We start from the raw sequence: 23435 nt of genomic DNA, 5'->3' as shown, positions 1-23435 counted from the left end.
AGCCGCATTTCTTGCGGTTTTTTTACTTTTTTCTCCCTCGTGTTGACTTTTTTTCGCCTACATATTATGCTAATAAAAGTAAGATCGCTATTTTACCATGTAGGGAGAATAACATGCTTTTTGAAGAGATAGACAAAAGAGGAAAACCGGTCCTCCTCCTGCTTCACGGCGGCGGTCTGTCCAGCTGGGAATGGATGCCCCATATAGAGATCCTGCGGGGGAACTATGACCTGGTGGCGGTTACCATCGACGGCCACGGTGAGGATGTGGAGACACCTTTTGTATCCATAGAAGACAGCGCGAAAAAGCTCATTAGATATATTGATAAGGAGCAGGATGGCCAGGTGTTTGGCATCTGCGGCTTCTGTCTGGGAGGGCAGATCGCGGTGCAAGCGCTTTCGGAGCGCCCCCACTTGTGCAAATGTGTGGTATTGGAAAGCGTCAATATTGCCAGTAGCGAAAAAAGGGCTTCCAGGAGCATCAAGATGATGCACACTTGTTACCCTCTTTTGCAGCAAAGGTGGTTTGCCAAGATTCAGTCGAGCCAATATCAGGTAGCCAAGGAGAACGCCGAGGACTTTTACCAGAATGTTAACGGCATGAAAGTGGAAAGCCTGGAGAATGTCTATCAGTCCAGCCTGACCTTTGCCATCCCTCCCACTTATAAAAACTGCACGGCCAAAGCGCTGGTACTGTGCGGGTCCAAGGAGCGGGCGGATATGCAGGAATCCTGCCGCTTGCTTTCCAGTGCCAAGGTGGACAGCATGCTCAAAATCGTAGAAAAGGCCCGCCATGGTTTGAGCATGAAGGACCCGGAAGCCTATTTGGAAATTGTACAGCGTTTTTTCCACACCGTCCGGTAAATGAGAGAAAAATAGCCGCTAGAAAGCGGCTATTTTAGCGCAAAAAGGGTGGAACTAGCGCGAAGGGGGAGGCTCTCGTGCACCATTCTGGGACGCCGGATGCATGTGGGAAAGACGGCAGGCACCGGGATGGTATTATGGGGCTGGCCTTCTCACTGCTAGGCGAATGCTTCCTTTGTCTCCAATGGAGCGTAAAGGAAGCGGAAAACCATTGCAATGACCGCCGGGATATGATAAAATATTTTGTAATGCTTTTTTGAAAGGACGAGGAACCAATGTCAGGACATTCCAAGTGGAGCAACATCAAGAGAAAAAAGGAAAAAACCGATAGCCAGCGGGCCAAAATCTTTACCAAAATCGGCAGAGAGATCAGCGTGGCTGTCAGAGAGGCGGGCCCTGACCCCGAAAGCAACGGCAAGCTGCGCGATTTGATTGCAAAAGCCAAGTCCAATAACGTCCCCAACGACAATATCGACAGAATCATCAAAAAAGCGGCGGGCGGCGGCGAGAAAAACGATTATATCGACATCGTCTACGAGGGTTATGGTCCTTGTGGCGTGGCGGTGATCGTGGAAGCGCTCACCGATAACCGCAACCGTACGGCTGGTGATCTGCGCCACTATTTTGATAAATTCGGTGGAAACTTGGGCCAAAACGGCTGTGTTTCCTTTATGTTCGCCCAAAAGGGCGTCATTGTCATCGACAATGAGGACAACAAGCTGGATGAGGAAAAGGTCATGGAGGACTGCTTTGATGCGGGAGCCGTGGACTTTAGTTTTGAGGATGACACAGTGGAAATCTTTGCCGATCCGGGAGAACTGCGGGACGTCAGAGAGGCGCTGGAAAAGAAGGGTTACTCCTTTATCTCCGCCGAAGTGGAGATGATCCCCTCCACCTATACCCGCATCGACGACCCGGAACTGATGGTCAAAATGCAGCGGCTTTTGGAGCATTTAGACGATAACGACGATGTGCAGAACGTTTGGCACAACTGGGAAAATGAAGACGAGCTGGAAGAGGAATAGTTTTTTATCCAATGACGCCCGGAAGGATGGCCTTCCGGGCGTTTCTTTTATAAAATATCCTCCGAAATGAAAGAGCGGAACCCGGTGCTTGCAGATAAACTCGGCTGCATCAGGAAAAGAAAGAAGAAACTAAGAACAAGATGTGAAAAAATATCGCAGAATTTCTCTGGCAACTTGCAAGAGTGGTAAAAAAAAGGTATGATATAACTAAATAGGTCTGTTTAAAAAAACAGACTTGTAGATGAACAAAATGAGACGGTGAAATGCACTGATAATTCGTGGAGAAATAGATGGGGACCATAAGAGCGGTCCCAACCAAACGTGTACTATCGTTATTTTCAATCGGGAGTGATGAGCGGTATGAAAAATAGCCAACTGACCCTGTGTCCGAACTGCCAGAATATCCTGGATGAGTCCGGGCATTGCAGTGAATGCGGATATACCTCCAATGAGCGTCTTTCCCCCCTGGTGAGCGGTTTCCTGCTCAAGGACCGCTATATTATCCAGGAGGTACAGAGCTCCAATTCTGAGGGTTTTACATATGTAGGACATGACAACGACGCCGATACGACGGTGATGATCCGGGAATACCTGCCGGCCAACCTCTGCAAGCGCAACTTAGACGACGGCATCGTCGTGGTCACCACCGGCAGAGAGGCTCAGTACAAGGCCCTGATGATGGACTTTATCGACCTCAACAAGGGCATCAAAAAGCTCCATGGCATGGAGTGCATCGTTCCACTGCTCGACCTGTTCGGTCAGAATAACACGGCCTACGCCGTCTATCAGCGCATCAAGACCATCACCTTGGATGAACTCATTACCCGTGCGGGCGGCAAGGTCAAATGGGAACAAATCAGCCAATCCATGATGACGCTGCTCAATACCCTCTCCGCCGTCCATGAACTGGGCATCATCCACCGAGGGCTCTCGCCGGAGAATATTCTGATCGACCCCTCCGGCAATCTGTGGATTTCCGCCTTCTGCACTCCTTCGGCGCGGACCGAGGGCAGCGAGCTGGGCGCCCAGCTCTACAAGGGGTACAGCGCCCCGGAACAGTATTCCCTCAACGGCTGGCAGGGGACCTGGACGGACATCTATGCCGTCGCGGCGGTGATATACCGGGCGATCACCGGCATTATTCCCCCCCTTTCCACCGACCGGGAGAAGATGTCCCGCCTGCCGTCGGCCATGGATGTGGATTTTGACATCCCGTCCCACATCTCGGACGCCCTTGCGGAGGCCATGGTGTATGACACCGATAGCCGTTTGCAGACAGTGGAGAGCTTTTCCGGCAAGCTGATGGGCAAAAACAGCATGTCGGACACCTGTGTTTACGATACGACCACCTATGTCAAAAAAGAGCCTGTTGTCTCTGAAAAGGTGGAAAAGAAAGAGATCAAAAAACGCAATCGGAAATATACGATTATCACCATGCTGGTAACCGGCCTTATCCTGCTGGGCATCGCGGGGACCATCTTCTGGCGTGTTTACGAATCCATAAAAAAGCCGGGAGAGAGTTCCAGCAACTCCCTGTCGGGCGACACTTCGGGAACGGGGGAGAGCGAACCGCTGACTGTCCCGAACCTGGTGGGCTCTTTTATCGAGACTGTCAAGCTGGACAAAGAGGTCACCGACCACTTTAACCTAGACATCAAGGAAGCGTACAGCGAGGATTTCCCCACCGGCGTCATCTTCGCCCAGAACCCCAACAAAGGGGAGACCGTGCTGGGGGAGAAGGGGACCATCACCATCACGGTGAGCAAGGGCTCGGAGATGGTGAAGATGCCCAATATCGTCGGCTATACCCAGGAGCTTGCCGAGCGCACCATGACGGACCTTGGCATTAAATACGAAATTGTTCCGGTCTATGACGATAGCCTGGAAGAGGGCAAAGTGGCCCGTACCGACAAGGAAGTGGGCACAGAGTTGAGCAAGGACAAGGACACCGTTATGATCTTTGTCAAGGCCGAGGGATATGAGTCCTCGGGCGGTTCAACGGACTCTTCCGGGGGCGGCGACAGCCCCTACACAAAACCCTGGTGGAAAGCGGACTAATCCCCATTAAAACAATAGGAGTGTCTACATTTGGGAAGTGTGAAAAAGATTGTGGTGCCTGCGTACCAGCGCATCGCTATTGATATTGCCAACAGCATCGCCGATGGGAAATACGCCGTGGGACAGCGCATCTCGGGAAGGACGACGCTAGCCAGCCACTATGGCGTCTCGCCGGAAACCATCCGCAAGGCGGTCTGCATTTTGCAGGACGTGGGGGTGCTCAGCGCGACCCAGGGCAGCGGCATCGAAATCCTATCCCTAGAAAACACCATCGCGTTTATCGAGCAGTATCAGAAAATCCAGACCATCGGGGACATCCGGCGCAGTATCTACCAGTGGTCCAAAACCCAGAAAGCCATGCAGGAGGAACTGCTGGACAATGTGGAGGAGCTTTTAAACATCACCGAGCGCTATGATGAGGTGAACCCCTTTACTCCTTTTCGCTTTCACATCACCGAGGGGATGAGCCACGTGGGGAAGACCAGTTCCGATCTCATGTTCTGGCAGAATACGGGCGCTACCATCATCGCTATCAAGCGGGGCGTGGACATCATTTTGTCCCCAGGGCCCTATGCGGTCTTTCATCAAAACGACATCATCTATTTCATCGGGGAAAAGGAGAGCTACGAGCGGGTCAAAAAGCTGTTCCTCCCCGAAAAGACACAATGAGAAAAACGCCGGCCATTGGATGGCCGGCGTTTTTTAGCGGGGCATGCCTGGCTTTGGCGGACGGACTGCAGTTTAAAACAGCGTAACACAGGACAACAAAAAACGGACGGTTGGCGCAAGGCCAATCGTCCGTTTAGTTGTAGCAAACTTAGTCGCTGATATAGGGGAGAAGAGCCAGGTGACGGGCACGTTTGATGGCGACGGTCAGCTGACGCTGATGGCGCGCGCAGGTGCCGGTTACTCTGCGGGGAACGATTTTCGCTCTCTCAGACAGGTATCTTCTCAGTCTGGGAACGTCTTTATAATCGATCTGCTCCACTTTATTGACACAGAATTCGCAAACTTTCTTGCGGCCTTTTCTGCCGCGGTTGGGTCTGTCGTTTCTTTCCACGGTACATAACCTCCTTTAAAATAGGTTGGATCACAAAATTAGAACGGAAGATCGTCTCCGAGATCAATCTCTTCAAAATCATCCATGTTGCCGCTTTCAAACGCGACCGGCGCACCGGCCTGCGGCTGAGCGGACTCACTGGGAGCGGCAGAAGCTGCGGAGGCATTTTTGCCTTCCACAAAGCTGACATTGTCGGCGAGCACCTCAAAGCGGCGGCGTTTGTTGCCCTCTTTGTCGGTGTAATTGGATACCTGAATCCTGCCGTCGATGGCAATCGCATTGCCTTTATGGAAATAGCGGCAGACAAATTCTGCTGTGCTTCTCCAAGCAACAATATCGATGAAATCGGTCTGACGTTCCGCATTTTTGCTGTATGGACGGTTCACCGCAACGGTGAAAGAGGTCACAGCAATGTTGCTGGGGGTGTGACGCAGTTCAGGATCGGCGGTAATTCTTCCAACAAGGATCGCTTTATTCAGCATAACTCACGCACTCCTTATTTGTCCTCTTTGTTGACAATCAATGTACGAAGGACACCATCTGTGATTTTGTAAACACGGTCCAGCTCAGCAGGGAACTGGGGCTCGGAAGAGAAATTGATCAGGTAGTAATAACCCTCGATCTCGTCGTTGATCTCGTAAGCAAGTCTGCGCTTGCCCCACTCTTCCACAGAGTCGATTGTACCGTTTTCCGCGATCAGGTTGGAGAACTTCTCAACCAGGGCTTTGATGCCCTCATCACCTAATTTTGTGTTCAGTACCATGACGGTCTCATATTTGACGTTTGCCATTCAAAAACACCTCCTTTTGGACTTGTGGCCCTATCACAGTGGACAGGGCAAGGATTGTCCCATCAAAACGACGGTAACATTAAAATTATACCATGAAACGCCCTTTTGTCAAGGATCGTTTACAAGGTTTTTGCCAGATTTTTCAGATACTCCCGGAACTCCCCGCCAATTTCGGGGTGGGCGAGACCCACTTCCACCGAGGCCTGAAGGATCCCCAGCTTGTTGCCCATGTCGTAGCGGGTGCCGGTGTAGGCTACGCCCACCATGCTCTCCCGGTTGGAGAGCACCCGCATGGCGTCGGTAAGCTGGATCTCGTTGCCGGCGCCGGGTTTTGTGTTTTCCAGAATGTCGAAGATGGAGGGTGGCAGGATACAACGGCCTAAGATGGCGAAATTGGACATGATCTGCTCGGGTTTCGGCTTTTCGATCATGTCGGTGACCTTGTAGAGATTGTCATGGAGAGGGGAGGTCTTCAGCGTGCAGTATTTGTGCAGCAGTTCGGTGGCCACTTCCTTGATGCCCACGACGCCCATGCCGTATTCCTCATAGGCCCGGCAGAGCTGCCCGCAGGCCGGATCCTCGCCGATGATGACGTCGTCGCCGTAGAGCACGGCAAAGGGCTCGTCCCCCACAAAGGACTTGGCGCAGTAGACCGCGTGGCCCAGCCCCTTGGTCTCCTTTTGACGCAGATAGCGAATCTCCGCCATATTGGCGATATCGATCATCTGCTGGCAGACTTCCTCCCGTCCGGCGCTCCTGAGCTTTTGCTCGAGTTCCGGCGAGCGGTCAAAGTGGTCCTCCATGGTGGACTTGCCGCGGCTGGTGATGATGAGAATTTCCTCGATGCCCGACTTGACCGCCTCTTCCACGATATACTGGATGGCGGGCTTGTCCACGATGGGCAGCATCTCTTTGGGAATGGATTTGCTGGCGGGGAGAACCCGTGTGCCAAGTCCAGCCGCCGGAATGACTGCTTTCCTGATTTTCATAGAAACCTCCTGTGCCGCAATGCCTACAAAACACATTTGCGGCATCCGCGATTTTACGGCGCGCGGCCCGCCGACTTGCGCGGATGTGGTAAAACATCCGCTTATTTTTTGTCGGACATTATCCGAACATATTGAGCGCCATAAAGAAGGATGTGCCCATGTAGCTGAGGAAGAAAAGCCCCAGCACGATGACAAGGATCACACGGCTGACGCCGCCCACCTGGGAAAGCAAGCCCTTGACGTCGGCGTGACCCGATTTTTTGGCCAGCTCTTTGACTTTTTTGATCCGGCGGATGGCACAAAACTTATAGATACGGGTGCCGAACATGCCCAGCAGGATGCTCAGCCCGAAGGCCACAATCCGAGAGACGTTAAACCAGATGGAAAGACTGGAGGTGGGGTCCAAAGAGAAGAGGGTAGTGGCGTCGGCGGCGGCTGTATACATATACTGCACATACTGCCCGGCGATGATAAAGGAAGGGGCAAGGCAAGCGCAGTAGACGGCCATCAACAGGGCGCCCAGCAGGTACATCTTCCGGTAAAAGAAATAGACAAAGTGAAACAGGCACGCCGACCAGCTCCAGCAGACCGAGCGGGTCTTGTCGGCCAGGGCCTTGAAGCGGGGCAGGTAAAAGTGGGAGTTTTCCCGCACATAGGCGGCTACCTCTGCGGCTGGAACGCCGTCGATATCCGCGTCGGGATGAACGCCGCCCAACGGGGAAACCGCCTGGTACATGCCGGCATAATTGGCGGCGTTTTGCTGCTGCTCCTGGGCGTGGAGGTTGTAGCCGCACTTGACGCAAAAGAGCGCGTCTTTGGGGTTTACCGTGCCGCATTGGGGACACGGGACGGTCTCTCCCGATTCCTCCGCCCCCGCCTGGGAAGCGGAACCTTGGTCGGCGGCATAAGGACGCTCCCACTGGTAGCCGTCGCCGTGGTTTTCCTCAAAGGCGCAGCGGCCTATCTTTTGGTAGCACTCCCGGTGGTGAGGGGTGCCGCAGATGGGGCAGACCACCACGTCGTCGGCCATCTGGAATTTTTCTTTGCAGACAGGACATTCAATGCCCGTGAAATTTGCCAAAATGTCGGCCTCCTTTATCGGTTTGAGCGCAGCGGCGAAACCGCTGTTCTCCCATTTTACAGGAAAGATATGAACATTTCATCACCAATAGAGTCATTCTTATTATAAACGATCTTCCACAAAAAACCAAGGCCGCCCGCATCTTTTTGGAATTTTCTTCCCAAACTCCGGAGGAGGGCGGGCTTTACATTTTTTGTCACATCCTCTATAATAAAAACAGTCTGCCCCCTGGTACCGATGCGGGCGCACGGCCCGCCGCAGAGGGGAAAGAATAGGGAAAGGAATACGCGACATGCTGTTGCAATTTGAAGAACTCAAACAGGCCCTGACTGACCTGCGCCCCGAAATCGACAACCTGAAAGAGGCCATCGATTACGACGGGAAAAAAACGGAGCTTAATGATCTGGAAGAGCAGGCCCAGGACCCTTATTTCTGGAACGACGCGGAGCGTTCCCAAAAGGTGATGCAGCGTACCAAGGTGGTCAAGAGCGCGGTGGAGGGGTATGAAGCCCTCTGCACCGGCTATGATGATATCATGACGATGATTGAAATTGCCAACGAGGAAGAGGACGAATCCCTTTATGACGAGGCCAAAGCGGAATTTGATAAGCTTTCCAGCAATGTGGAAAGCCAAAAACTGACCACCCTCCTCTCGGGGGAGTACGACGACAAAAACGCCATCCTCACCTTCCACGCGGGCGCAGGCGGCACCGAGGCCCAGGACTGGGCCCAGATGCTCTACCGGATGTACACCCGCTGGGCCGAGCGCCATGGGTTTAAATACAAAATCCTCGACTATCTCGACGGGGACGAGGCGGGCATTAAGAGCGCTTCCATCCTCATTGAGGGTCTCAACGCCTACGGCTTCCTGCGCTCGGAAAACGGCGTCCACCGCCTGGTGCGGGTTTCCCCCTTCGACGCGTCGGGACGGCGGCACACCTCCTTCGCGTCCTTGGAAGTCATGCCGGAAATCGGCGAGGACGCCCAGGTAGAAATCCGGGACGAGGATATCAAGGTGGACACCTACCGCAGCTCGGGCGCGGGAGGGCAGCACGTCAACAAGACCGAATCGGCCATCCGTATCACCCATCTGCCCACCGGCATTGTGGTGGCCTGCCAGAATGAGCGCAGCCAGCACCAGAACCGGGAGGTGGCCATGAAGATGCTCGTTTCCAAGCTCATCCAGATCAAGGAGCAGGCCCATTTGGAACGCATTGAGGATATTAAGGGCGAACAGATGCAGATCGGCTGGGGCTCTCAGATCCGCTCCTATGTGTTCATGCCCTACACCCTGGCAAAGGACCACCGCACGAACTTCGAGTCGGGCAACATCGGCGCTGTCATGGACGGCGACCTGGACGGTTTCATCAACGCCTACCTCAAGGCCAAAAGCCTTGGACAAATCGACTAAACGCAAAGGGCCGGGAGAAGATTTCTCCCGGCCCTTTCTGCGCAAAACGGGGACATGACCGCGCCGGTCATGTCCCCGTCTGTTATTCTGCGCTGTTTTTGATTTCCCGCCGCTCCCAGAGAAGGACCGTTTCGCCGGCCAGGGCGCCCAGGAAGGAGACGCCGGCAAAACACAGCGTCAAGACGTCCCAAAGGGTGGGGCCGTTATGTAGACGAAGGGCAAAGAGAGTAAGCAGGAGGATATCGGCGAACAGGATGCTGAGATAGAGAATGTGGAAGGTGCGGTTGCGTTTGGGAAAAGACAATTTCATGGGGCTCATCTCCTTTTTAGTTGCCGGATGTCGATACCATAAAAACTGAGCACGTCATAGGTGCCCATCAGCCTTGAGATGACCCGCTCGGTGTACCGGTCTTTGAGCTCTGAAAGTGTCAAGTTGGTGTTGATGATGGTGGGTTTTCCGCTGAGGATGCGGGAATTGATGATGTTATAGATGGCGGAGACGGTGAACTGTGTGGAAAACTCCGCCCCCAGGTCGTCGAGGATGAGGAGGTCGGCGTCACAGATCATGGAAAAGGTGTCGAAATCCCCGTTTTGCTCCCGGGAAAACCGCTCCCGCTCGATCTTGCTGAGAAGATTCTGGGCGCTCATATAGATGACGCCAAAGCCTTTTTCCAGCACGTCGGAGGCGATGGCCAGGGAGAGGTGGGTCTTGCCCAGCCCTGTTTTCCCCTGCATCAAAACCGAGGGGGAGGAGAGAGAAAAACCGCTGGCGTAGTTTTGACAGTAGACAAGAACCTCCTCCATGTGCCGGCGGAGATTGACCCGCAGACGGGAATCGATCTCGTCGGGATAAAATTGCAGCTGGAAGGTGGAAAATTTGCAGCCGGTCATGGCGCTCTGCTCGCATAAAGCGGCATGGGCCAATTGCCGCTGGAGAGAATGGAGACACTCGCACATCCGACTGCCCACATAACCCCGGTCCTGACAGCGGCTGCAGGTATAGTGAATGTCGGTATAGTCGGCGGGAAAACCCGCCTGGGTGAGTAGGGCGGCCCGGCGCTTCTGAAGGTCCAGATTTTTAAGCCGCAGCCCTTTGATCAATTCCTCGATGTGCTCGTTTTCATCCAACACAGCCCGGGCTACCGACAGGGCTGTGGCGGAAAGCTGCCGGTCGATGACGGCCACCTCCGGCGCCTTTTGCAAGACCTCCTGCCGGTGGCGCTGAGCCGTTTCATTGGCCCGACGGCGGCGGGCTTCCAGCTCGTCAAACGCTTTTTTATGAATTTCCTTGGGGTATCCCATAGGTTACCGCCTCCCGTTACTTGTCTAATTTGGGAACGCTGGTGGCCACGCTGCGCTCAAATTCCTCCAGGTCAAAGGAGGTGCTCTTTCCGCCGCTGGGTGCGGGACCGGTCTCTCCTGCCGCCTGGGCGGGGTCGGTGAACCCCTTTTCGTGCCAGGACTTGAGGATGGAATTGATGTAGGGGAAAGAGAGCTTGGAGGTGCGGTCCACCGCCCGTTCGTAGGCCAGCTTAATCATGCGGATGTCAAAGTGGTATTCATTGGTCCAGCGGGCGATGTACTCCTTTTCCTTGGCCGAAAGGTTGCGGTTATAGATGCCGAAGGCGGATTTGACCTGGCCTTCGATTTCGTAGTAGGCGGTTTGTTCATTCATGTACTGGTCGGCCTTTTCGTGGGTGTCGATGCCCCGGTCGGCCCAGCGAATGGCCTCCTTCTCGATGAAGCGCATATGAGGCTTGCCCACCCGGCGGCAAAATTCCAGCACCATGAGGATGATGTCCACCGGCAGTCCCGCCCAATCGTAGAGGTAGCAAAGCGTTGAGGTATCCGACGGGGTAAGCAGCCGCCCCAGCCGGTTTTGCGACTCCGAGAGGAGAAACTGTATCTCCGGGTTTTCACAGGCCCGTTTGGCGGCCTCGGCGGCCGAGGGCTTGACCTGGGCGGAGGTGATCACCGACACGTTGGAGGACACCGGCTTTATTACCTTGTCCGGAATTTCTATGGAGGTAAGCTCGGACGGTGCCGCGGACGCGGGCTTTTGCGCGGCGGGATAGAGGGCGGTGTCGTCCCGGCTGAGGACGCCGACCTCCACCCAGTAGTGGACGGCTTCCTGGATGTCGGCATCGGTCTGGCCGAGGGCGGCGGCAATTTCGCCGGTATCGACACACTCACCGCCATGGCGCAGGATGATGAGCAGGGTCTTGAGCGCCACCGGGCCGCACAGCCCCAGATGTTTATCTACAATGAAGCTGGGAACGGCGAAGACGCTGTTCCAGGCGCCCAAATTGACAGAGAGTTTCATGGAGTCTTTCCTCACTTTTTTCAGGGTAGGTATTTATTATAGCATAAATCAAATTTTGGTGGGGAAGAGAGCCGGAAAAAATTTTGGTAAAATGAGGGTTGACAGAAAAAAAGATAATTGCTATAATAATTGAGCACGAAGGGGTGCGGGTTTAGCTCATCTGGTAGAGCGCCACCTTGCCAAGGTGGAGGTAGCGAGTTCGAGCCTCGTAACCCGCTCCATTTTTCAACAAAAAGCGCCGTGATTCACGGCGCTTTTTGTGTTTTATAACGGATTGAGGCGGGATCGGTTGCGCGAAAAACCAGAAATGGTGTATAATAACTCTGTTCGTATGTTTTTAATTTGACAGCGGGGGAAGGACATCTTGCAGAAAGGTAGGCCATACCACGAGGCAAAGCCGCGTGGCATTTGGGAAGGATGAAGAGCAATGATCGGCGACTTACACTGCCACAGCAAACTTTCGGATAGCTCCATGGGGCTGGAAAGTCTGCTTTTTTATGCAAAACGGATGGGGCTGGACTTCATCGCTGTGACGGACCACGACACGCTGGCGGGCACCACCCGGGCGGCGGTGATCGGCAAACGGGTGGGCATCGGCGTGATCCCCGGGGTGGAGATGTCCTGCGTGGACAACGCCCGGGGAAAGAAGGTGCACATGCTCTGCTACCTCCCGCAAAAGCCGGACCGGCTGGAAGGGATGCTGGGCAAGGTGATTGCCAGCCGCACCAAGGCGGGTCAAAAGATGGTGGAAAAAGTCATGCGTTACTTTCCCGTCACCATGGACCACATCGCCAAATACTACGCCCCCAGCAAAAGCATTTACAAACAGCACATCATGAACGCCCTGTTTGATTTAGGATACTGTGACGGTATCTATGGGCCGCTCTACGACGAGCTTTTTAACTCAAAGCACGGGCTGTGCTATGAGAAGGTGGAATATCCCGACGTTTTTGAAACGCTGGACCTCATCCACCAGTCGGGTGGATGCGCGGTGCTGGCCCATCCGAGGGTGTACGATAGCTTCGACCTGCTCGACGAGCTGGCCGAAAAGGGGCTCATTGACGGGGTGGAGGCAAGCCATCCGAAGAATAAACCGGGGGATTACGAGCGTATTATGGAGGTGGCGGAGCAATACCACCTCATTACCACCGGGGGCACTGATTTTCACGGCATGTACAATTCCCGGCCCAATCCCTTAGGTACCTGTGTCACTTCTCAGGAGTCGTTGGAACGGCTCTTCGCCTTTGGAGAGAATAAATAAAAAGGACGGAAATATATGGACATCAGAGAAAAAGCGCTAGAAAAACACTATGAGTGGCAAGGAAAGATCGAAGTGATCTCCCGCGCGCCGTTAGAAAATAAAGAGGACCTTTCCCTGGCCTACACCCCCGGTGTGGCGGAACCCTGCCTCGCCATTGAGAAGGACCCGAAGAAGTCCTATGAGCTGACCCGCCGGGGTAACCTGGTGGCGGTCATCACCGACGGTACCGCGGTGCTGGGGCTCGGCGACATCGGTCCCGAGGCCGCCATGCCGGTGATGGAGGGCAAATGCGCCCTCTTTAAGTCCTTTGCCGATGTGGACGCCTTCCCGCTGTGCGTCGACTCCAAGGACGTGGACACCTTTGTGGACACGGTGGCCCTCATCTCCAAGAGCTTCGGCGGCATCAATCTGGAGGACATCGCCGCGCCCCGCTGCTTTGAGATCGAAAGAAAGCTCAAAGCCCGCTGCGACATCCCGGTCTTCCACGACGACCAGCACGGCACCGCCATCGTGGCTTCCGCCGCGCTCCTCAACGCCCTCAAGGTGACGGGGAAAAAAGCGGGGGAAATTAAAATTGTGATTAACGGCGCCGGGGCCGCGGGCATCGCCATCGCCAAGCACCTGTTGAGCATGCGCTTTGGCGAGATCATCCTGTGCGATATCGGCGGGGCCGTCTGTGAGGGCGCCGACTGGCTCAACGAGGCGCAAAAAGAGATGGCCAAGATCACCAACCGTGAGAAAGTGACGGGCTCTTTGGCCGACGCGCTCAAAGGGGCCGATGTCTTCATCGGCGTGTCCCGCCCCGGACTGCTCACCCCGGAAATGATCGCCGGGATGAAGGAGCAGCCCATCATCTTCGCCATGGCAAACCCCACCCCGGAAATCATGCCCGACGAAGCCAAGGCCGCCGGGGCCAAGGTGGTGGGCACCGGCCGCTCCGACTTCCCCAACCAGATCAACAATGTCTTAGCCTTCCCCGGTATCTTTAGGGGCGCTCTTCAGGTGCGTGCTCGGGACATCACCGAGGAAATGAAAGGGGCGGCGGCCTATGCCATCGCTTCCATCGTATCTGACGAAGAGCTGGACGCGGAACATATATTGCCCAATCCTTTAGACCCCCGGGTGGCCCAGATGGTGGCCAAAGCGGTGGCCGACTGCGCGGTGAAGACCGGCATGGCGAGAATCTAACGCAAAAGGAGAGAGGTTTTACATGCAGATGAGCTTTAAGCCCCGGGGCGTTTGTTCCCGGGAAATCCAACTGGAAATTGATGAGCATCAGATCATTCGGTCCTGCCGTTTTGCCGGTGGATGCCACGGCAACGCCCAGGGCATCGCCCGATTGGTGGAGGGCCGTCCCGCCCAGGAAGTGATCGACACCCTCTCCGGTATCAAATGCGGCTTTAAACAGACTTCCTGCCCCGATCAGCTGGCCAAGGCCCTGACCCAGATGCTGGAAGAGCAAAGAGAGAGCGCAGCTGTCTAGCGTTATGCCGTCCAAAAGGCCGGTATGCGGTAGCTATTGGATAGTAAGAAAAAAGATCGCGTCGCGCGTTTGTCCCTCCTGCGTCTTACATAGGCATTAGCCTTATATTGGTTGGCTGGGGGGAATGGATGTTTAGTTTTCCTTACAAAAAAAGAGAGCGCCATAGGCGCTCTCTTTTTTTGCCGCTTGAGGAAACGAGGTTTTGATTAGTCGCAGCATCCGCAGCCATTGTTACAGCCGCAGCCGCCGTTGTTGTAAGTAGCATAGCCGTTGCCATTGCCACCACAGCAGCACAGCAGGAGAATAAGTATAATGATCCAAGAACAGCCGCCACCAAAACCACAATTACAGTTACACATATGAGTTTCCTCCTTAAAAAGTTTTCATGTTATCCTATGTGATTGGGCAAAAAGGTGTTACACTCTTTTGCTTTCTATTTATTTTTAAAAATAATGGACAACTGTCCTCTTCCATTTTAGAGGAGAGTAAAGCCCATGATGTTAGCGGTTAAGAAAGACCGCCTTGATTTCCTCCTACGAAAGAGCATATTTAAATTTTAAACAGCACAAGATATTTACATAGAATAGAAGGGAGCAGGGAAACACGAAGGCACCCAATCACATGCAGATAGAAGCGGAGGAAAAACATGTTCAAATTCAATGGCTTTACACAAAAAGCCAATAACGCCATCAATGCCGCCATGGGTGAGGCGGAAAACCTCGGGCACACCTATATCGGCAGCGAGCATCTGCTGGTGGGGCTCCTCAGCGAGGGCAGCGGGGTGGCTTATCAAATATTGACCCAAAAGGGAGTGACGGCGGAGGAAATCCGAAAAAAGCTGATACTCACCGTGGGCCGAGGTATCAAATCGGTGCTGTCGCCGGGGGATTTTACCCCCCGGTGCAAGCGGATTTTGGAGCTGTCCCTCATTGAAGCGAAACTGATGGGCCACGCCATGGTGGGGACCGAACACATTTTGATGGCCATTCTTAAGGAGTCGGACAGCTATGCGGTACGCTTTTTAAAAGAGGAAAATATCAGCTGCGAGATGATCTGCGCCCAGCTTTACGAGGTCATGGGCATCGAAGGAACACCCTCGGGCAAGTCGGCCCTGCCCCGAAGCTATGGGCAGTCCGCCCGGCCGGGGGAGTGTAAGACCCCCAATCTGGATAAGTTCTGTAAGGATATGACCCAAAAGGCGAGGGAAAATCAGTTGGACCCGGTGGTGGGACGGGAAAAGGAGATCGAACGGGTCATCCAAATCCTCTCCCGCCGTACTAAGAATAATCCCTGTCTCATCGGCGAACCCGGCGTCGGCAAGACGGCGGTGGTGGAGGGGCTGGCGCAAAAGATCGTTTCCGGCGCGGTGCCGGACACCCTGCGGGAAAAGCGGGTGCTGGCCATGGATTTGAGCGCCATGGTGGCGGGGACCAAGTATCGGGGCGAATTTGAGGAACGCATCAAGAAGGTGCTGGAAGAAGTGGTGGCGGCGCGCAATATCGTCATTTTTATCGACGAGGTTCACACCATTGTAGGCGCGGGAGCCGCGGAGGGCGCGGTGGACGCCGCCAACATCTTAAAGCCCCAGCTGGCCCGGGGGGAAATCCAGGTAGTGGGCGCTACCACCACCGAGGAATACCGGCGCTTTATCGAAAAGGACAGCGCGTTGGAGCGCCGCTTTCAGAGCGTCATGATCGAGGAGCCCTCCATTGAGGAGACGGTGGACATTCTCAAGGGCATCCGGGTCAAATATGAGGAGCACTACGGACTCAAAATCTTAGACGACGCCATCGAGGCGGCGGCCAGACTCTCCGACCGGTACCTGAGCGACCGTTTTCTTCCGGACAAAGCCATCGATCTCATGGATGAGGCGGCGTCCCGGGTAAAGCTGCGGGGCTTTACCGGCGCCGAGGGAGTGGGAGAGATGGAAAAATCCCTAAAGAAGCTCAGCGAGCGTAAGGAAAAGGCAATCAACGACCAGGACTTTGAGTTGGCGGCCAAGGTGCGGGACGAGGAGCAGCAGCTCAAAGAGAAAATGGAGCAGACGAAGCAGGAGCCCGCGGCTCCCGATGACAAGGGACAGGTGACGGCGGAGGATGTGGCGCAAATCGTCTCGGCGGACACCGGCATCGACGTCAGCCGTATCACCACCAAGCAGAGCGAGCGCCTGCTCCATCTGGAGGAAGCGCTCCATCGCCGGGTCGTGGGCCAGGAGGAGGCGGTGTCCGCCGTCTCCAAGGCCATCCGACGGGGACGGGTGGGCATCTCCGACCCGGGGCGGCCGGTGGGCTCCTTCCTGTTCTTAGGCCCCACGGGCGTGGGCAAGACCGAGCTTTCCAAGGCGCTGGCCGAGTGTTTGTTTTCCGACGAAAACGCCATGATTCGCCTGGATATGTCGGAATATATGGAAAAGCACGCCGTGTCCAAGCTCATCGGCTCCCCTCCCGGTTATGTGGGTTATGACGAGGGGGGACAGCTCACAGAGAAGGTGCGCCGCAAGCCCTACTGCGTGGTTCTCTTCGACGAGATCGAAAAGGCCCACCCCGACGTCTTTAATCTGTTGTTGCAGATTTTGGAGGACGGGGTGCTGACCGATTCCCAGGGCAGAAAGGTCAATTTTAAAAACACCGTCATCATTATGACCTCCAACCTGGGCGCACAGTCCTTGGCAAACGGCGGCAATTTGGGATTTGTCACCGGAAAGGCCGACGATAAATCCATGAAGAACGACATGCTCAAAGAACTTAAGCGCCTCTTTAAGCCGGAGTTTGTCAACCGCATCGACGAGATCATCGTCTTTTCCCGCCTGCGCGAAGAGGATGTCCAACGGATTGCCGTGCTGCTCTTACAAAGGCTCTCCGGGCGTCTCACGGGCATCGGTATCGGGCTGCGGTTTACCCCTCAGGCAATAGAAAAGCTAGCCGAGAAAGGTTATGACGCCACTTACGGAGCCCGGCCTCTACGGCGGCTCATCCAAAGCGAGATTGAGGACCCGCTGGCCGAGAAGCTACTGCAAAATGAGTTTGTGGAAGGAAACCAGATTCTCTGCGACTGGTGCGACGGGAAGTTCTTCTTTTCCCCGGATGAAAAAGAGGAGTCGGCCTCTTTACAAATGGCGGGAAAGCGTTTATCATAATTTTGGCCATCTCGAAATTCAGAAAAATGACGCCTCCTGCGGCGGTCGGGATGGGGCAAATCTGACGGAAAAGAGGATACGGACATGGAAATAGAAATTGGAGCGAAGCTCATAAAGGAAACCACGGTAACAGAGCGCAACACAGCGTGTGCGGTGGGTAGCGGGGAGATCGACGTCTTCGCCACCCCCATGATGGTCGCCCTCATTGAAGAGGCGTCCGCCACCTGCTGCCAGCAGTTTTTGGAGGACGGTATGTCCTCGGTGGGCACCCTGGTCAACGTGACCCATCTGGCGGCCACCCCTGTGGGGATGAAGGTCCGTGCCGAGGCGGAGATCGCGGAGGTCGACGGCCGGGAGATCACCTTCATCGTCAAGGCCTATGACGAAGCGGGCCTCATCGGGGAGGGGACACACAAGCGATTTATCGTCAAAAAGGAGAAATTCCGCCAGAAGGCGTACGCGAAGCTGGGTTAAAGGCTGCCGCGCGGAACATGGCGCATCAAATAAAAAGGAGGCCGCTCCCATGGAGCGGCCTCCTTTTTATTTTGGTTTATTTTCTCACATCGGCTGTCAAGCGGTCTTTGAGGGCCGCGCCGAGGATACCGGCGGCGATGGCCGTAAGGATGATTTCCGGCGCCATGAAGGTGGCGTTATAGACGGCGGAATAGATGGCCGATAGGAGTGCCCCGGTATAGCGCCCAAGAATCTGGGAGCCCAGGGTAAAGCCGTCCTGGGAAAAAAACCACTCGGCGTAGGAGCCAAAGAAGATAAAGCCGGAGATGACGTGGACCACATAGCGGATAAGTCCCGCCGCCACGGCGCCCAGCACCAGATCGGTGGCGGGGCGCTTGGTCTTGCCACGGAAGAGTCCCGATAGTCCCAGCACGGCGAAAGCCGCCAGGTAGTCCAGAGCCACGGTCCCCAGCGTGGCGCCCAGGGAAGCTCCTTTAAAAATGCCGCCGGCGGCGTCCACGAGCATGAGCAGGATGCCGCAGACAAAGCCCGAGAACATCCCCCATTTGACGCCGTATCGGTAGGAGAGGATGAGCAGAGGCAGCATACTCACCAGCGTCACGGCGCCGCCGTAGGGCAGCTGGAAAATCTTGATGATGTAAAGGACGGCGGTCATAGCGATAAACAGCGCGCTTTCCACCATCCGGCGGGTGCGGAATTGTCCCATGTTGCAGTTTCCTTTCTTACTGATTGTCGGTGGGAAGGGAAGCGCCGTGCTGACACACGTCTTTCAGCACGCAGTTCAGGCAGTCGGGCCGCCGGGCCACGCAGGTTTCCCGTCCAAATAGGACAAACCGGTGGCAGAGGTCGCTGGATTCCTCGGGCGGAAGGATTTTCCGCAGCTGTTCCTCGCACTTGGCGGGGTCCTTGGTGTCGGTGAGGCCTAAAAGATTGGTGATGCGGATGCAGTGGGTGTCGCAGACGATGGCGGGCGCGTGGAAGACGTCCCCCATGATGAGGTTGGCGGTTTTCCGTCCCACGCCGGGCAGCGAGAGGAGCTCCTCCATGCTGCCGGGAACTTTGCCGTCATATTTTTCCACTAGGATTTTGCACATCTCTACAATGGATTTGGCTTTGGTTTTGTAAAGACCGCAGGGCTTGACGATGTCCTCCACCTGGGTGAGCTCTGCACTCGCAAAGGATTCCACGGTGGGAAAGACGTTGAACAGGTCCTTGGTCACCACGTTGACCCGGGCGTCGGTGCACTGGGCGGAAAGCCGGGTGGCGATAAGCAGCTCATAGTCTTTGCGGTAGGTCAGGGAACAGATGGCGTCAGGATATTTTTTCTTGAGGCGGTCAATAACGGCGAGCGCCCGCTGTTTTTTGGTCATAGGGTAGTCCCTCCTTTATTTTAGCTATCAGATCATCCCCATCATTTCCGGCACGCCGAAGAACAGGACGCCCAGAACGCCGGAAATAACAATGAGCCAGATGGGATGCAGTTTCCACTTACAGTTGAGAAACAGGATGATGCCGAAGATCACAAGACCCCGGACATTGACGCTGGAAAGCGCGGCGTAAAAGCTGGACAGATCGGGGAGAAAGTTGGCCACGGCGATGGTGAAGGCGGCGGAAGAAATGAGCCCCAGAATCACCGGACGAAGTCCCGTCATGGCCGAGCGCACATAAAAGTTGTCCTGAAAACTCATAAACCACTTGGCAATGAACAAAATAATGAGAAACGAGGGAAGGACGACGCCCAGTGTGGCCGCCGCCGCGCCCAGGGGTCCGCCCATCCGGAAGCCGACAAAGGTGGCGGTGTTGACGGCGAAGGGGCCGGGGGTGGACTCCGCCACGGCGATAAAATCGATGAACTGCTCTAGGCTCATCCAGCCGTTCCCCACCACGTCCGCCTGGATGAGGGGAATCATGGCGTAGCCGCCGCCGAGGGTGAAGAGTCCGATCTTAAAGAAGGTCAAAAAGAGGGTCAGCAGAATCATTTCCCATCACCGTCCTTTCCAGAGACGGTGGAGGTGCGCCGTACCTTGATGACCTGGTAAACAATGCCGCACATCATGCCGGTGAGGAGCAGGTAGATGGAACTGACGTCAAAGAAGGCCGAAGCAAAAAAGGCGAGGGCGGCCAGCAGGAAGCTGAAAAGGTCCTTGGGGCAGTATTTGGAGAGCTTGATGACGGCGCTGACAATGAGTACCGCGATGCCCGCCCGGATACCCTCGAAAGCATAAGCCACAATTTTCAGGCTTTTAAACTGGACAAAAAATAACGAGATTACCGAGATGACCACAAAAGACGGAAGCGTCACCCCCAGCGTGGCAAAGAAAGCGCCCCAGAATCCGGCGGTCTTATAGCCGATAAAGGTGGCGGAATTGACGGCGATGACGCCGGGTGTCGATTCCGCGATGGTGATGATGTCCATGATGTCTTCGTCGGTAATCCAGTGGCGCTTTTCCACCACCTCCCGCTGCATCAGCGCGATCATGGCGTAACCGCCGCCAAAGGTAAAAGCGCCGATTTTGAGGAAGGTGAGAAAAAGCAGCAGAATTTTGTGCCGTTTGGAGTGCGCTTGCATCCAATCCCCCCGCATTTTGTCGTTACTCAATAAGTCTATCGCTCCGGTAGTCTTCTGTCAACATAAGAAAGTTGGAAGGCCGTGCAATTGTTAAGTTATCATAAATTTATCAGCGAGAAAATTGACAGTCTCAGTCATTTGGGCTACACTTTGATACAACAAAGAAAAACGAATCCGCCTACCAGGGATGGGGAAAGGAGAACGGTATGGATCACAAATTAACACAGTCTTCCCCCAGATACCGGCTGCACAGTTTTATAGTCAACGACGGGAACATCGTTGCGGCCACAGCGGTGGTGCGGCTGTTCGTCGATGGGGTGGAAAAGGAATATGTGGGCCGGGATGAAAATGCGGTTGAGGCAATTTTGCGGGCCATTGACAAGATTGTCAAGTTGGACGTTCACATGGATTCCTACCGTATCGACGTCCACGCTCAGGAAAATGGAGCCATTTCCTGCCATGCCCAGGTCAAAGTACGGCGAGGCGGCCGCCATTATGAGGGGAAAAGCGATGGTATCGACGCCATCGAGGCGGTGATTAAAGCCTATCTGGACGCGCTCAACCAATGTGGATAAGAGCGCCGCAATCAACGAGGAAAAGGGACGCATCCCATGGGATGCGTCCCTTTTTATATTCAAATCAAGCTGTGGGGAGCAAGCTAGCAGCAACCGCAATCGCTGTTCCAACCACAACCGTCCTCAAAGCGGGAATTGGCGCTGGCATTGCCGCAGCCACAGCCGTCGCAGCCACAGTTGTTGGCCCAGCAGCCGGCGTTGGAATTTGCGCAGCCACAGCCGCAGTTATTGGCCCAGGAAGCGGAGCCGTTAAAGTTTTCACAGCCGCAATCGCAGCCGTTACAATTATTGCAACACATCATCGTATCCTCATTTCTAGTGTGTGTGATAGGACAGCCGTTCACAACGGCTAATGTATCCTATGATGCATGTCTTTTTTTGGTGACTTCCTTTTGGGGGAGGGGATGCCGCGGCTGTGGATTGTGCCTGGACCCCGCTTTTCCACAGCGGGATGGACAGGCGGAAAAGATGAAAAATACAAAGGAAATGACAAGAACTTCTGCCCGGATATGACATGCCCTCAAGTTGTCCCAACACTATAATAGTGATTATGGAAAAGAATTCCAGAAACTGCCGATGCTTTTTTGAACTCTTTTCCCAAATCCGGTGAAGGAAGTGGTGCGATGGAGACAGAAACTGTCTATCTGGACGTATTGGTGTGTACCAATCTGCTCATCAATTACCTGCTCCTTCTGGTAACTGCCAAGATGGCCGGGCGGGGAGGGAGAAGGGCGAGGCTCTTTCTGGCGGCGGCGCTGGGGTCGTTGAGCTCTCTGATCATCCTATTGCCACCCATCGGCTTTTTCTGGGAAATGGTCCTCCGGATTGGGATGGCGCTTCTGATCGCCTTAGCCGCCTTCCCCTGGAAGACGCTGCGGCTCTATGGGAAGACCGTTTTCTGCTTTTTCGCGGTGAGCATGGGTTTTGCCGGGGTCATGTTCGCCCTGTGGATGTTTTTGGCGCCTCAATCGATGTATATCGCCAACGGCGTCGTATATTTCGACATCTCCGCTTTGACCCTGGTCCTTTTAAGTTTAGCGGCCTATGTGGTCCTCACCCTGTTCCAGCGGGTCTTTAAAATACACCCTCTTTCCCATAAAGTTTATGAAATACGGGTGGAAAAAGACGGGAACAGCGTGCGGTTGCGGGGCTATCTGGACACGGGCAATACCCTACGGGATCCCTTCCTGGGCACGCCGGTGGCCGTCTGCCCGTTGGGGAAGATTTTAGAGATCATTCCCGAGGATGTGCTGGAGTACTACCAAAGCGTCCATGAAAAGCGCAAGGACAGCGCCGCTTCGGTGCTTGTCAAGAATAGGTGCGGCGCCCGCATCATCCCCTTCCAGACAGTGGGGGGAAGTGGGCTGCTGGTAGCCTTCCGGCCTGACCGGTTCGTGATCGCCGAAGGAAGCGGGGAAAAAGAGGTGGAGGACATTCTCATCGGCATTGCCGACGGTAATGTGGGCAATGGCAGCTACGACGTCCTCCTTTGCAGGGACATCGCCACGTAACAACCGCGTTATCGCGTTATTAAGAATGAGGGGAACCGAAGAATTGATCATAAAGGGGAGAAAATACATGCAAACGAAACGCACGCATCCACTGGGACTGCTGGTGGAGAAGCTCAAAAAATACATGCTGAAACTGCGGTTGGGTAACCACGTCTTTTATATCAACGGCCCGGAAACGCTGCCTCCGCCGCTGACGAGGGAGGAGGAAGCAAAGGCCTTCGTCCAGCTGGAAAATGATGAGGAGGAGGCCAAGCAGACCCTGATTGTTCACAACCTGCGGCTGGTGGTCTACATTGCCCGGAAATTTGAATCCACCGGCATCGGGGTGGAGGACCTCATCTCCATCGGGACCATTGGACTGATAAAAGCCGTCAACACCTTCTGCCCCAAGCGCAATATTAAGCTGGCCACCTACGCCTCCCGGTGCATTGAAAACGAGATCCTCATGTTCTTACGCAAGAGTCAGTCCAGCAAAAACGAGGTTTCCATCGACGAGCCGCTCAACATCGACTGGGACGGCAATGAACTGCTCCTTTCCGATGTGCTGGGCACCGAGGGAGACAGCGTCAATGTGGGCATCGAGCAGGATGTGGAACGCAACCTCCTCTTGGAGGCCGTGGGGCGCCTGGGGGACCGGGAGCGTACCATTATGCAGCTGCGCTTTGGGCTCATCGGCGGGGTGGAGCATACCCAAAAGGAGGTGGCCGATATGATCGGCATTTCCCAATCCTACATTTCCAGACTGGAAAAAAAGATCATCAAGCGCCTCAAAAGGGATTTAGAGCGGGCCATTTAGAAAGTAGAATGATTTCCTCCGTTCATAGTT

27 protein-coding genes and 1 tRNA gene are annotated in these 23435 nt (G+C 54.7%); 14 read left to right on the top strand and 14 right to left on the bottom strand.

Features of this window, described 5'->3' with window-relative positions:
- Nucleotides 1–113 precede the first annotated feature (113 nt).
- The 4 genes from H8709_RS02805 (at nucleotide 114) to H8709_RS02790 (ending at nucleotide 4615) form a co-directional block, all read left to right on the top strand.
- The gene (locus tag H8709_RS02805; RefSeq protein WP_262396845.1) at nucleotides 114–863 is read left to right on the top strand and encodes an alpha/beta fold hydrolase; all 750 of its coding nucleotides are present in this window, start codon (nucleotides 114–116) and stop codon (nucleotides 861–863) included.
- A gap of 275 nt (nucleotides 864–1138) precedes the next feature.
- Nucleotides 1139–1888, top strand: coding sequence for a YebC/PmpR family DNA-binding transcriptional regulator (locus H8709_RS02800; RefSeq protein WP_262396844.1), 750 nt, complete (start codon nucleotides 1139–1141; stop codon nucleotides 1886–1888).
- A 360-nt stretch (nucleotides 1889–2248) separates the two neighbouring features.
- Nucleotides 2249–3946 (top strand): PASTA domain-containing protein, encoded by a 1698-nt coding sequence (locus H8709_RS02795; RefSeq protein ID WP_262396843.1) that lies wholly within the window; start codon nucleotides 2249–2251, stop codon nucleotides 3944–3946.
- Nucleotides 3947–3985: 39 nt separating this feature from the next.
- Nucleotides 3986–4615, top strand: a complete 630-nt coding sequence (locus tag H8709_RS02790) for a TrkA C-terminal domain-containing protein (RefSeq protein WP_262396989.1) — start codon at nucleotides 3986–3988, stop codon at nucleotides 4613–4615.
- 148 nt (nucleotides 4616–4763) lie between these two features.
- Here the strand turns inward: H8709_RS02790 and rpsR are convergent, their stop codons facing one another.
- From rpsR to H8709_RS02765, 5 genes are all read right to left on the bottom strand, one after another.
- The gene (rpsR, locus tag H8709_RS02785) at nucleotides 4764–5006 is read right to left on the bottom strand and encodes a 30S ribosomal protein S18 (RefSeq protein ID WP_262396842.1); all 243 of its coding nucleotides are present in this window, start codon (nucleotides 5004–5006) and stop codon (nucleotides 4764–4766) included.
- 38 nt (nucleotides 5007–5044) lie between these two features.
- Nucleotides 5045–5488 (bottom strand): single-stranded DNA-binding protein, encoded by a 444-nt coding sequence (locus tag H8709_RS02780; protein ID WP_262396841.1) that lies wholly within the window; start codon nucleotides 5486–5488, stop codon nucleotides 5045–5047.
- 14 nt (nucleotides 5489–5502) lie between these two features.
- The gene (gene rpsF, locus H8709_RS02775) at nucleotides 5503–5796 is read right to left on the bottom strand and encodes a 30S ribosomal protein S6 (protein ID WP_262396840.1); all 294 of its coding nucleotides are present in this window, start codon (nucleotides 5794–5796) and stop codon (nucleotides 5503–5505) included.
- A gap of 119 nt (nucleotides 5797–5915) precedes the next feature.
- Complete coding sequence (gene galU / locus H8709_RS02770) at nucleotides 5916–6785, bottom strand: UTP--glucose-1-phosphate uridylyltransferase GalU (protein ID WP_262396839.1); 870 nt, start codon at nucleotides 6783–6785, stop codon at nucleotides 5916–5918.
- 118 nt (nucleotides 6786–6903) lie between these two features.
- The gene (locus H8709_RS02765) at nucleotides 6904–7866 is read right to left on the bottom strand and encodes an RING finger protein (RefSeq protein WP_262396838.1); all 963 of its coding nucleotides are present in this window, start codon (nucleotides 7864–7866) and stop codon (nucleotides 6904–6906) included.
- Between the two features lie 295 nt (nucleotides 7867–8161).
- Here H8709_RS02765 and prfB point away from each other — a divergent pair, with 295 nt between their 5' ends.
- Entirely contained in the window at nucleotides 8162–9277 is a 1116-nt protein-coding gene (prfB, locus tag H8709_RS02760) for a peptide chain release factor 2 (RefSeq protein WP_262396988.1), read from the top strand.
- 82 nt (nucleotides 9278–9359) lie between these two features.
- Here the strand turns inward: prfB and H8709_RS02755 are convergent, their stop codons facing one another.
- Genes H8709_RS02755 through H8709_RS02745 form a run of 3 tightly spaced genes read right to left on the bottom strand, consistent with a single transcriptional unit; the run spans nucleotide 9360 to nucleotide 11600 of the window.
- Entirely contained in the window at nucleotides 9360–9587 is a 228-nt protein-coding gene (locus tag H8709_RS02755; protein ID WP_262396837.1) for a hypothetical protein, read from the bottom strand.
- 5 nt (nucleotides 9588–9592) lie between these two features.
- A complete protein-coding gene (locus H8709_RS02750; RefSeq protein ID WP_262396836.1) occupies nucleotides 9593–10579 on the bottom strand; it encodes an ATP-binding protein in 987 nt (328 codons plus the stop codon).
- A 16-nt stretch (nucleotides 10580–10595) separates the two neighbouring features.
- Entirely contained in the window at nucleotides 10596–11600 is a 1005-nt protein-coding gene (locus H8709_RS02745) for a DnaD domain protein (protein ID WP_262396835.1), read from the bottom strand.
- 145 nt (nucleotides 11601–11745) lie between these two features.
- On the opposite strand from H8709_RS02745, the gene H8709_RS02740 reads away from it, so the two are divergent.
- From H8709_RS02740 to H8709_RS02725, 4 genes are all read left to right on the top strand, one after another.
- Nucleotides 11746–11821, top strand: a tRNA-Gly gene (locus H8709_RS02740).
- 206 nt (nucleotides 11822–12027) lie between these two features.
- Complete coding sequence (locus H8709_RS02735) at nucleotides 12028–12861, top strand: PHP domain-containing protein (RefSeq protein WP_262396834.1); 834 nt, start codon at nucleotides 12028–12030, stop codon at nucleotides 12859–12861.
- Between the two features lie 15 nt (nucleotides 12862–12876).
- Complete coding sequence (locus H8709_RS02730) at nucleotides 12877–14049, top strand: NAD(P)-dependent malic enzyme (protein WP_262396833.1); 1173 nt, start codon at nucleotides 12877–12879, stop codon at nucleotides 14047–14049.
- Nucleotides 14050–14071: 22 nt separating this feature from the next.
- Nucleotides 14072–14344 carry a TIGR03905 family TSCPD domain-containing protein gene (locus H8709_RS02725; RefSeq protein ID WP_316248739.1) on the top strand — a complete coding sequence of 91 codons (273 nt, stop codon included), beginning with the start codon at nucleotides 14072–14074 and terminating at the stop codon, nucleotides 14342–14344.
- Between the two features lie 206 nt (nucleotides 14345–14550).
- Here H8709_RS02725 and H8709_RS02720 read toward each other — a convergent pair whose 3' ends face one another.
- On the bottom strand, nucleotides 14551–14703 hold the full coding sequence (locus H8709_RS02720) for a hypothetical protein (RefSeq protein WP_262396832.1): 153 nt from the start codon (nucleotides 14701–14703) through the stop codon (nucleotides 14551–14553).
- Nucleotides 14704–14990: 287 nt separating this feature from the next.
- On the opposite strand from H8709_RS02720, the gene H8709_RS02715 reads away from it, so the two are divergent.
- Entirely contained in the window at nucleotides 14991–17480 is a 2490-nt protein-coding gene (locus H8709_RS02715) for an ATP-dependent Clp protease ATP-binding subunit (protein ID WP_262396831.1), read from the top strand.
- A gap of 84 nt (nucleotides 17481–17564) precedes the next feature.
- Entirely contained in the window at nucleotides 17565–17954 is a 390-nt protein-coding gene (locus H8709_RS02710; RefSeq protein ID WP_262396830.1) for a thioesterase family protein, read from the top strand.
- 76 nt (nucleotides 17955–18030) lie between these two features.
- On the opposite strand, the gene H8709_RS02705 is transcribed toward H8709_RS02710, so the two are convergent.
- Genes H8709_RS02705 through H8709_RS02690 form a run of 4 tightly spaced genes read right to left on the bottom strand, consistent with a single transcriptional unit; the run spans nucleotide 18031 to nucleotide 20553 of the window.
- Complete coding sequence (locus tag H8709_RS02705; RefSeq protein WP_262396829.1) at nucleotides 18031–18660, bottom strand: energy-coupled thiamine transporter ThiT; 630 nt, start codon at nucleotides 18658–18660, stop codon at nucleotides 18031–18033.
- A gap of 16 nt (nucleotides 18661–18676) precedes the next feature.
- On the bottom strand, nucleotides 18677–19324 hold the full coding sequence (nth, locus tag H8709_RS02700; RefSeq protein WP_262396828.1) for an endonuclease III: 648 nt from the start codon (nucleotides 19322–19324) through the stop codon (nucleotides 18677–18679).
- A gap of 27 nt (nucleotides 19325–19351) precedes the next feature.
- The gene (locus H8709_RS02695) at nucleotides 19352–19933 is read right to left on the bottom strand and encodes a chromate transporter (protein WP_262396827.1); all 582 of its coding nucleotides are present in this window, start codon (nucleotides 19931–19933) and stop codon (nucleotides 19352–19354) included.
- Nucleotides 19930–20553: a chromate transporter gene (locus tag H8709_RS02690; protein ID WP_262396826.1), complete on the bottom strand. Its 624-nt coding sequence runs from the start codon at nucleotides 20551–20553 to the stop codon at nucleotides 19930–19932. Before H8709_RS02690 ends, H8709_RS02695 begins: the two co-directional genes overlap by 4 nt.
- Before the next feature lie 176 nt (nucleotides 20554–20729).
- Between H8709_RS02690 and H8709_RS02685 the strand changes: the two genes are divergently transcribed.
- Nucleotides 20730–21098 (top strand): alpha-isopropylmalate synthase regulatory domain-containing protein, encoded by a 369-nt coding sequence (locus H8709_RS02685; RefSeq protein ID WP_262396825.1) that lies wholly within the window; start codon nucleotides 20730–20732, stop codon nucleotides 21096–21098.
- A gap of 83 nt (nucleotides 21099–21181) precedes the next feature.
- Here the strand turns inward: H8709_RS02685 and H8709_RS02680 are convergent, their stop codons facing one another.
- Nucleotides 21182–21400 (bottom strand): chorion class high-cysteine HCB protein 13, encoded by a 219-nt coding sequence (locus H8709_RS02680; RefSeq protein WP_262396824.1) that lies wholly within the window; start codon nucleotides 21398–21400, stop codon nucleotides 21182–21184.
- 321 nt (nucleotides 21401–21721) lie between these two features.
- Here H8709_RS02680 and H8709_RS02675 point away from each other — a divergent pair, with 321 nt between their 5' ends.
- Nucleotides 21722–22609: a sigma-E processing peptidase SpoIIGA gene (locus H8709_RS02675; protein WP_262396823.1), complete on the top strand. Its 888-nt coding sequence runs from the start codon at nucleotides 21722–21724 to the stop codon at nucleotides 22607–22609.
- 67 nt (nucleotides 22610–22676) lie between these two features.
- The gene (gene sigE / locus H8709_RS02670) at nucleotides 22677–23405 is read left to right on the top strand and encodes an RNA polymerase sporulation sigma factor SigE (protein WP_262396822.1); all 729 of its coding nucleotides are present in this window, start codon (nucleotides 22677–22679) and stop codon (nucleotides 23403–23405) included.
- The last annotated feature ends 30 nt before the right edge of the window (nucleotides 23406–23435 follow it).

This window comes from Zongyangia hominis, from assembly GCF_014385095.1.
In the GTDB taxonomy this organism is placed as follows: Bacteria; Bacillota; Clostridia; order Oscillospirales; family Ruminococcaceae; genus Zongyangia; species Zongyangia hominis.
This window is presented reverse-complemented; position numbering and strand designations above follow the sequence as displayed.